Source organism: Roseomonas sp. KE2513 (genome assembly GCF_016107305.1).
GTDB lineage: Bacteria > Pseudomonadota > Alphaproteobacteria > Acetobacterales > Acetobacteraceae > Roseomonas.
In genome coordinates this window covers 1-9,026 of the sequence record NZ_RCVR01000082.1, presented here as the reverse complement: position 1 = coordinate 9,026, position 9,026 = coordinate 1, and the positions used below count along the sequence as shown (strand labels likewise).

At 64.7% G+C, this 9,026-nt stretch carries 9 protein-coding genes and 2 pseudogenes; 10 read left to right on the top strand and 1 reads right to left on the bottom strand.

Annotation, left to right across the window (positions count from 1 at the left end; translation table 11 throughout):
* The first annotated feature begins 59 nt into the window (after positions 1-59).
* The 3 genes from D9599_RS29495 to D9599_RS29485 all read left to right on the top strand — a co-directional run bounded on the left by D9599_RS29495 (position 60) and on the right by D9599_RS29485 (position 1,900).
* Positions 60-539 (top strand): YsnF/AvaK domain-containing protein, encoded by a 480-nt coding sequence (locus D9599_RS29495; RefSeq protein WP_198384907.1) that lies wholly within the window; start codon positions 60-62, stop codon positions 537-539.
* Positions 539-1,546: a YsnF/AvaK domain-containing protein gene (locus D9599_RS29490; RefSeq protein WP_232481095.1), complete on the top strand. Its 1,008-nt coding sequence runs from the start codon at positions 539-541 to the stop codon at positions 1,544-1,546. Before D9599_RS29495 ends, D9599_RS29490 begins: the two co-directional genes overlap by 1 nt.
* Before the next feature lie 96 nt (positions 1,547-1,642).
* Positions 1,643-1,900 carry a GlsB/YeaQ/YmgE family stress response membrane protein gene (locus D9599_RS29485; RefSeq protein WP_198384906.1) on the top strand — a complete coding sequence of 86 codons (258 nt, stop codon included), beginning with the start codon at positions 1,643-1,645 and terminating at the stop codon, positions 1,898-1,900.
* Between the two features lie 46 nt (positions 1,901-1,946).
* Here D9599_RS29485 and D9599_RS29480 read toward each other — a convergent pair whose 3' ends face one another.
* Complete coding sequence (locus tag D9599_RS29480) at positions 1,947-2,270, bottom strand: hypothetical protein (RefSeq protein WP_232481094.1); 324 nt, start codon at positions 2,268-2,270, stop codon at positions 1,947-1,949.
* A gap of 194 nt (positions 2,271-2,464) precedes the next feature.
* On the opposite strand from D9599_RS29480, the pseudogene D9599_RS29475 reads away from it, so the two are divergent.
* The 7 genes and pseudogenes from D9599_RS29475 to D9599_RS29445 all read left to right on the top strand — a co-directional run.
* Positions 2,465-3,036, top strand: a pseudogene (locus D9599_RS29475) (ferritin-like domain-containing protein).
* A gap of 408 nt (positions 3,037-3,444) precedes the next feature.
* On the top strand, positions 3,445-3,750 hold the full coding sequence (locus tag D9599_RS29470) for a hypothetical protein (RefSeq protein ID WP_198384905.1): 306 nt from the start codon (positions 3,445-3,447) through the stop codon (positions 3,748-3,750).
* Positions 3,750-4,139: an acyl-CoA thioesterase gene (locus tag D9599_RS29465; RefSeq protein ID WP_309228761.1), complete on the top strand. Its 390-nt coding sequence runs from the start codon at positions 3,750-3,752 to the stop codon at positions 4,137-4,139. Before D9599_RS29470 ends, D9599_RS29465 begins: the two co-directional genes overlap by 1 nt.
* Positions 4,140-4,346: 207 nt before the next feature.
* Positions 4,347-5,033 carry an HAD family hydrolase gene (locus D9599_RS29460; RefSeq protein WP_198384904.1) on the top strand — a complete coding sequence of 229 codons (687 nt, stop codon included), beginning with the start codon at positions 4,347-4,349 and terminating at the stop codon, positions 5,031-5,033.
* A 242-nt stretch (positions 5,034-5,275) separates the two neighbouring features.
* The gene (locus tag D9599_RS29455) at positions 5,276-6,850 is read left to right on the top strand and encodes a Na+/H+ antiporter (protein ID WP_198384903.1); all 1,575 of its coding nucleotides are present in this window, start codon (positions 5,276-5,278) and stop codon (positions 6,848-6,850) included.
* Positions 6,851-7,409: 559 nt separating this feature from the next.
* Positions 7,410-7,685 carry a hypothetical protein gene (locus tag D9599_RS29450; RefSeq protein ID WP_198384902.1) on the top strand — a complete coding sequence of 92 codons (276 nt, stop codon included), beginning with the start codon at positions 7,410-7,412 and terminating at the stop codon, positions 7,683-7,685.
* Positions 7,686-8,398: 713 nt separating this feature from the next.
* Positions 8,399-9,026, top strand: a pseudogene (locus D9599_RS29445) (transposase); the annotation flags it as partial.

The window sequence follows — 9,026 nt, the reverse complement described above, 5'->3', positions numbered from 1 at the left end:
GGGTACTCGCGACGTGCTGACCGTCCGCGGTGCCCGTGTCGTCTGATCGGGACACGGGGATGCCCGAGGTCAAGCCGGTGCCGACGTCGGGCAGCCTGCCCACTAGTGGAAGGATCGAGGAGGTCATCCCGCTGGTCGAGGAGGTTCTCCACGTCAGCAAGCGAACCGCCGAGACAGGCCGGGTTCGTGTCTCCCTGACCACCGAGACGGTCGAGGAGACCCTGCGAGAGACGCTACGCAGTCAGCGTACGGAGATCACGCGCGTGCCCGTCGGTCGCGAGGTGAGTGAGGTGCCAGCAACCCGCCAGGAGGGCGATGTGACCATCGTCCCCGTGGTCGAGGAGCAGCTGGTGGTCATGCGGCGCCTAGTTCTCAGGGAAGAGATCCGGCTGCACCTCGTCGACAACGAGGAGAGCGTGGAGCGGCCCGTCGAGCGGCGGGTGCAGCGAGCCACGGTTGAGCGACTGGCCCCGGAGCAGGCGACCTCGCCTGCAGGGGTGGTCGAGTGGACTGACAACAGGAAGGGAAGCAAACCATAATGCGTACCATCACCGCCATGTTCGACAACCGCGCCCATGCAGATGCGGCCGTCAGCCAGCTCTCCAGCCAGCTTGGCCTCGCGAGCGGCCAGGTTCAGGTGCTCGCCGGTGAGACGAGTTCGACCAGCACGGCGGCCTCCGGATCGACGTCGGAGGACACAGGCTTCTGGGCCTCGCTGAAGGACCTCTTTGTTCCCGACGAGGACCATTCGGCCTACGCTGAGGGCATCCGCCGCGGCAACTATGTCGTCTCCGCTCAGGTGGACGAGAGCAAGCTCGACCAGGCCATGGACATCCTGGAGCATAACGGCGCCGTTGACCTCGACGCCCAGGAGGAGGAGTGGCGGCAGTCGGGCTGGACCGGCCAGCAGGTCGGCACGACCGGCGCGGTCGGAACCTCTCCCTCCAACCCGGAGTTGGGCATGGCCGCGACCGGTGCGGTTGCAACGGGTGCGGCTTCGGCGTCCGCGCCGGTGACCTCCCATTCCTCCATGCCCGCCGCGTCGCCGACTGCGGCGCGTACCGGTGGCGAGGAGGTCATCCCGATCGTCGAGGAGCAGGTCCGGATCGGCAAGCGCGATGTCGAGCGCGGTCGGGTGCGGGTGCGCTCCTACATCGTGGAGACGCCGGTCACCGAGCAGGTAACGCTGCGTGAGGAGCACGTCGACGTGCAGCGCCGTTCTGTGGACCGGCCGCTTACCGATGCCGACGAGGCTTTCCGCGAGCGCGTCATCGACGCGACCGAGCACGCGGAGGAGGCCGTGGTCGGCAAGGAGGCCCGAGTTAAGGAAGAGCTGGTGATCCGCAAGGACGCCTCCGACCGGACCGAGACGGTGCATGACACCGTCCGCCGCACCGAGGTCGAGGTGGACGACACCACCGGCACGGCGAGCAGCGTTGGGGTGACCGGCACCACCAGCAGCAACCCGCCCGGCACGGCCGTGAGCCGCGCCGTGGACAACACGCTCGGCACCAACATCAGCGGCGCCAACCCCGACAAGCGCTAGGCCTGCTCGGTGGCGGGGTCTGCTCGAGCAGACCCCGCTTACCTTACTTACAAACGGGTGCCGAACTTAACCCCTTCGTCCTCTCAGGAGACGTTCATGTCGATCATTGGTTGGCTTGTGCTCGGGCTGATTGCTGGCTTCGTCGCGAGCAAACTCTACGCTGGCTCAGGTCAGGGCGTCGTTCTGGACATCGTCTTGGGCATCATCGGAGCCTTTGTGGGTGGCTTCCTCTTCAACACCTTCGGCAGTGCTGGTGTGACCGGCTTCAACTTGTATAGCATGATCGTTGCAATCATTGGTGCTGTCGTCGTGCTTTGGATCTACCATGCTGTCACAGGCCGACGGAGCGGCTGAAAGAGGCCTCCACGCCCGGGCACTAGTGGAAAGTTGGGAGCCCACGTCACGCCGGCCGGTCTCGACCCGGAGTGGTGCTCCTGACCCGGTGCCAGGTCCGCACACACCAGCAGGCTGCCCTCTCCAACTGCGGTTTAATGCCGGGGACGTCCTCAGCCAGCAAGGCAAGTCCAAGGGAGAGCATCCACAGGCCGAGGATGGGAAGGATCGAGAACACTCCGCCGATGATGAGAAGGGTGGCGCAGGGGGTCCTTAGCCGTCGGCGCGACGGCAACCGGAGCCACTCGATGCCCATCCTCATCCGCTGCGGTAGCCTCGCTAGCAGCGTGGCTACCCTGACATCCCAGGCAAGTGCCAGATCGTTGGTCATGCCATCTCACCGGTTGAACGGCTCCCCTGTAGATCCTTCCGATGGCATAAGCAGGGCAACACTCCGCGCTCCGCTGAGCTGATCGAGTTCTGGCGCATCGGGAGCAGGATCTGAGGCAGCTACGCGCTGATGGTCGCGTTCATCTTGCGCCCGGTGGCCAGTTCTGGAAGCCGGAAGTGAAGAGAACCGTCGACATGGCCGAAAAGACTTTGCGTAATGCCTTCTACGAGACGCTCAAGGACGTCTACTACGCGGAGAAGCAGTCGGTGCGGGCACTGAAGAAGTCCGCCAAGGCGGCAACGGCGCCGGAGCTGAAGGAGGCCTTCACTAACCACGCCGAGGAGAGCGCAGGCCAGGTCGAACGCCTTGTTCAGGTGTTTGAGATCCTGGGCAAGCCCGCTCGCAGCAAGACCTGCGAGGCGATGCAGGGGCTGACGGCAGAGATGGAGGAAGATCTCGAAGATTTCGGCGACACCGAAGCCGCGGACGATGTGCTGATCGGCTGTTCCCAGGCGATCGAGCACTACGAGATCGCTCGCTACGGCCTTCTCAAGACGTGGGCCGCAAGATCGGTCTGACTGAAGCCGAGCAGCTGCTGGAGCAGACCTTGGAGGAGGAGAAGAAGACGGATGCTCTTCTGACCCAGATTGCCGAGGGCTTCAGCGCACCTGAAGGCGAAGGTGGTGGTGAGGAGGCTGAGGAGATGCCGAAGGAGGAAGAGGCCACGCCCAAGCGCGCCCCGGGTGCCAAGAAGGCCAAGGCATGAGGTAGGCCGACACGCCGCGGGGCTTACGAGCCCCGCGGTGCCCTGCGGGGCAGGGTGCTTGGCAGCCGATACACCTAATGACGTCTTCTCCGCCGATGCAGAAGTGGTGCTTATCGTCGGCTCTGTGCATGCTGAGCGCCCGTGGTGAGTTTGGGCAGGCCGGGCCCGGTGTGCAGCGGGTTCGGTGGCGTGTCGGCATGGAGGTCCGACGGTTTCAGATCGCGGACGGCTTCCTAAGCGCCGACATGTCGATACATCGGTCTTCCGAGCGGCACCGCTGCGGTTAGCGTGGCGCTGGCCACCATCTTACGGCGAGCAGCCCGGGATCACGAGGGATGAATCACACGGGTAAGGGCATCCGATGCCGACCATGCGGCGCTGATGCGTTGGAGAATGAAGGAGCCAACCATGTCTCAGGTGATCACCGGGTTTTTCGACACGCGCCGGGAGGCGGAGATGGCCATGGAGCGCCTGGTGCAGGACCATGGCCTCGATCGGAACAGCGTCCAAGCCATGGCCGAGGGGGAAGAGAACTCGTCAGGCACGGTGGTGTCCGGCGCGGACGCTGCCGATGCGGCGTCTGGCGAGCAGCCGGAAGGCGTGCGGCGCGGCCGGATCATGGTGCGGGCCGAAGTGGGCGACGAGTTGCTGGAGGTGGCCATGGCCAGCTTTCGCGACTGCAATGCGGCGGAGTTGAGGGCGGAGAAGAGGTAGTGGATACGGTGGAAACAGCGCACAGCCTGCCGGAGGTTGAGGGCGGCCCTCATCTGCGCACCGTGGCCATGCCGCGGGACGCCAATGCGAGCGGCGATATCTTTGGCGGCTGGACCCTGTCGCAGATGGATCTGGCAGGCGGCACCTTCGCCGCCGAGCACGCCGGTGGCCGCGTTGTCACCGTTGCCATCGAGGCGATGCGCTTTCTGCGCCCGATCGCGGTCGGCGACGAGGTGAGCTGCTACTGCTGTCTTCAGAAAACCGGCGAGACCTCCATCACGGTCAAAGTGGAGACCTGGGCTCGAGGTCGCGGGCGCGGCAAAGCGCCTGAGAAGGTGACGGAGGGCGTGTTCACGTTTGTTGCCGTCGAGAAGGATGGGAAGCCATAGAAGGCGGTTGCGGATAGAACGGAGATAATCAGCATCGCGGGTCAAAGGCGTGCCATCTGCCGTCAGGAAATTTCCGCAACTGCATCCAATCCGGTGCTGGCAGGAGTCGTTCGAGCTGATAAGAGCTCGCCTTCCGTTGCCGTCCTTGCGACCACGGTCGCGTTACCTTGCCGGCTGGACTGAGTGGCGCTGGCGGGAGACTTCGAGATGATGATCAAAGCTGTACTCTTCGACGTCGACGGAACGCTCGTGGACTCGGTGGATCTGCACGCACAGGCCTGGGTGGATGCCTTCAAGGAGATCGGCCACGACATCTCCTTCGACCAGGTGCGGAACCAGATCGGTAAGGGCGGCGACCAGCTCATGCCAGTTTTCCTCTCGCCGGAGGAGTTGGAGGAGAAAGGGCAGGCTCTCGAGAAGCGTCGTGGCGACATCTTCCGTGAAGGCTACCTTCCTCGGGTCCACGCCTTCCCCAAGGCGGCCGAGTTGCTGAAGCGGGTGGACAAGGCTGGCCTGCGCGCCGCCCTGGCCTCCTCCGCTAAGGAGGCGGAATTGACCGCGCTCAAGCGCATCATCGGCATCGAGGACGCCCGACTGGACGCCGAGACCTCCTCCAGCGACGCCGAGCGCTCGAAGCCCTTCCCTGACATCTTCGAGGCCGCCCTGGCGCAGCTGCCCGGCGTGAGCCCGGATGAGACCATCGTCGTCGGCGACACGCCTTACGACGCCGAGGCTGCGGCCAAGGCAGGTATCCGGACGATCGGCCTGCTCCGCGGCGGCTTCCTGGAGGAGGCCCTGCGCAATGCCGGATGCATTGCGATCTACCGCGATCCAGCGCACCTGCTGGCAGAATACGAGGCCTCACCCCTGGGTGCTGGCGGGATGCCAGATTAGGAAGGCTGCCGCGTTCAAGGGAGCAGGGGCATCGTGGGATTGGTGTCCCCCCACGAGGCAGCCCGCTCCAGCAATCAGCGGCTGCAACAGAGCGGAACCGGGTGCTGCCTCCGAGCGATCGGCGACGCGCGCACTTGCTGGACGTGTTCTGATCAGCCCGATCGCCCTCCCGCCGTGCTTGGCTGATCCCTGGGCCACGAGGTGCAGCCTGCGCCCAACACTCCCTACCGGATGCCGATCGTATGCACGTCTTTGAACTCCTGCTGGTTCTCCTCGCCGCCTGTGTGGCCCTCGCGGTCCTCGCGAGGCGGCTGAACCTTCCTCTTGCCGTCACTCTTGTACTCGGTGGCATGGGGCTGGCCTTTGTTCCAGGCTTGCCACCCCTTGTGCTCGATCCCGAGCTCGTGCTAGCCCTGTTCCTGCCTCCACTCCTGCAGGTCAGCGCCTACCGGACGGACTGGCCTGCCTTCCGCAACCATCTCCGCCCTATCCTGCTGCTGGCGATCGGGGCCGTGTTCTTTACCGCTGGGCTGGTGGCGGTCGCGGCCAAGCTGTTCATCCCCTCCCTTCCCTGGTGGGCAGCGATCACTCTCGGCGCCATCGTGGCGCCCCCCGATGCCGTTGCCGCCGCCTCCGTCCTGAGCCGCTTCAAGCTGCCCAAGCGGATCGTCACGGTGCTGGAGGGCGAGAGCCTCATTAACGACGCCTCCTCGCTCGTGCTGTACAAGTTCGCGGTTGCGGCGGTCGGCGTGACGACGGTCAGCTACAGCGAGGGGGCACTGCAGTTCTTCGGCGTGGCGATCGGGGGTGCGCTTGCGGGCTGGTTTATCGGCCGCGCCGCGATGTGGATCTTCACCCATCTCGAGGACACCCTGCTCGACCTCTCGATCACCATCCTCGCCGGCTTTGCCGCCTACCTCGCCGCCGAGGCGATCCATGCCTCAGGCGTCCTCGCGGCTGTCACCTGCGGACTCGTTCTCGGACGGCAGCAGCACGCCGAATTCACCGCCCGTACCAGGATCGAGTTGGTGGCGGTCTGGAACTTCCTGGAGTTCACCCTCACCAGCCTTGTATTCATCCTCATCGGGCTGCAGCTGCGCGGCATCGTCGCGCGCTTGGCCGATGACGATCTCCGGTCGATCGCTCTTCTGGCGATCGCCATGTCGGTCACCCTCATCGTGAGCCGCTTCATCTGGGTCTTCGGCTCCGCCTGGCTGCCGCGCGCCCTATCGCGTGAGCTGCGGGAAAGGGAGCCAGCGCCGTGGCGCCACGCAGCCGTCGTCTCTTGGACCGGGATGCGCGGCGTGGTCAGCCTCGCCGCGGCCCTCGCGCTGCCTGAGCCTTTCCCGGGCCGCGACATCATCCTGTTCCTGGCCTTCTGCTCGATCTTCGTCACCCTGGTGGTCCAGGGAACAACGTTGGGCTGGTTTGTCCAATGGCTCGGCGTCACCGAGGAGGTGACAACCCTCCCCGAGCCCGAGACGGCGCAGGCACGCGCCGAGATCACCACGGCTGCACTGGATGCCATTCGGGAGCACCTGGATAGCCCCGAAGCTACCGAGCACACCGAGGCGGCGGCCGAACTGGTGCAAGAGTACGAGGTGCGCGCCGATCGCGCGAGCATCGAGGGGCAGGACCCCGAAACCAAGAGCATGCAGCTGGAGGCTCAGCAGCGTCTGCGCCTCGTCGCCATTGCCGCTGCGCGGGAGAAACTGGCCGAACGAGCGGAAACGATGGATACCGAGGCTCACCGCGCCTTGGCGAACGAGCTCGACTTGGAAGAACAACAGATTCGGCGCGCACTCGAAGGTGCCTGATATCAGCCGCTGTGCGAGGCAATCAGCCGTGCGGAGGGAGCTTTCCCGCAGTACGCACGCAGCAGGAGGGGTGATCTGTCCTCGATGCTAATCCGTGCGGCAAGCATCAACGGGTGGGTAAGTTCTACCAGTTTTCATCTGTTCGAGTAGACGAAAGCTATAGCTCTGGTCGCCCTCCAACGGCAGGCGACGGACACCCCACAACTCCCCCATGCGATCTAAGGCAGTCCCGGTCGCGAGCCTGGATGGCTTGGGCGGAGTGTCGATAACTTTGAGCATGGTGCAGTCTATAGGCGCTTCACTTCGGTGGAAGCGAGGGGAAATCAGGTACCCCTCTCTGCGTCAGCCCATTGAGGATTGAAAGTTGTCGGACGCGTAAGGTCCAACCGCAATTAATCCGAAATGACCGTATCGTGCACGCTAAGCTGATCCTGATCCATCCTGCCGCCACGCTCCTGAAGGCAGGGTTGAATCACAGCTTGGCGGCAACAGGCATCCTGATCGTCAACGGACCCTAACGCACCCTCTCCTCGGCCTCGGTGCTCATCCCAGCTTCTACATGCGGAACGCCGACTCAGCGCCTGCCATCAACCTCGGCCAAATCACCTTAACCCTTGATCCAGCCGCCATCACAGGCCTTACCGCAGCGGCGGCAACGTGGCTGCAGGGTAGGGAGGGCCGGAAGGTCAAGGTGAAGTTTGGCAGCGTAGAGGCTGAGGGCGCTACGGTAGAAGAGGCGCGCCAACTGCTGGAGCTGGCGGCAGAAGTCCAGGCCAGAGCTCCGGTGGAGGAGCAGGACGGCGAGGGCGAGGGCGAGGATGGACAAAACGACTAACGCAGAACCCGAGCCCGTCGGGCACGGCCGCTAGGCACTGGGCTACACTGCAACGAAAAATGCTCAGCGGGAGTTTGTTGGGGGAGATATAACTTATACGCTTTCATACCCTACCTTCTGCAATCAAGGCGGCATATCGTTTCGAATTGCGGGGCAAGCCCTTATGGCCCTGCCTGGACCCTGATGGAGAAACGTTGATGTCATTTTCCTTCTTCCGTGCCGGCGCAGGGGTGCTTGCTCTCAGTGCCCTCGCTGCTTGTGCACAGCCGGACCCCCTCAACACCGCTGGTCGCCCGGATGGCACTCCCGGTAACCCACCCGGCACCGCCACTTCCCGCACTCTGGATCGCGCCGGCGACCCATTGAACACGGCCGGCCGTCCGGACGGCACGCTTGGCAACCCGCCTGGTACGGCGGCTTCCCGCGCGGTTGACCGCGCAGCCGGCACCAACACCTCAGGCGCCTACCCTGGCCAGTCTGACGGCACCCGCGCCAACCCTCGTGGCACAGCAGTCAGCCGCTCGCTGGGTACAACCAATCGCTGAGACAAAAGCCACCCTGGGTTATTCCTCAGGGTGGTCTTTCCTTACAGCGAGTGCCGCGCTGTATTGAAGCCGCATTATAACAGAGGACGTGGTCCTGACCCTCAGAACTGGTCCGGTGGGAGGGCAAGTTTTTCGGGCACTTTAAGCTCCTGAGGAGGGGGCGGTGCCATGAAGCAGAAACGGTACACGGACGAACAGATCGCCTTTGCCCTGAGGCAGGCGGAGAGCGGCACGGCGGTGACCGAGATCTGCCGCAAGCTCGGCATCTCGGAGCCGACGTTCTACCGGTGGAAGAAGCAGTTCGCCGGGATGGGGACGGCCGAGATCCGACGGCTGAAGCAGCTCGAGGAAGAGAATGCCAAGCTCAAGCGGCTGGTCGCCGACCTAAGCCTGGACAAGACGATGCTACAGGACGTGCTGCGTAGAAAATGGTGAGGCCCGCCGTCCGTCGAGAGGTGGTGCGCCATCTGCAGGGCGCCTACGCCGTCGGTGAGCGGCGGGCCTGCCACGCGACAGGGTTCCACCGCTCGTCGCAGCGCTACCGCCCGCGGCGGGATCCACAGACGGAGCTGCGGATGCGGATGCGCGACCTGGCCGCGGCCCGGGTGCGATACGGCTACCGGCGCCTGCACGTGCTGCTGAGGAGAGAAGGCTGGCCGGTGAACCAGAAGCGTACCTACCGGCTCTACGCCGAAGAGGGACTGGCGATCCGCTCCAAGCTTCCTCGTCGCAAGCGGGCCTGGCGCTACCGGCAGGGGCGTCCAGGAGCGGCCGCGCCGAACGAGATCTGGGCCAT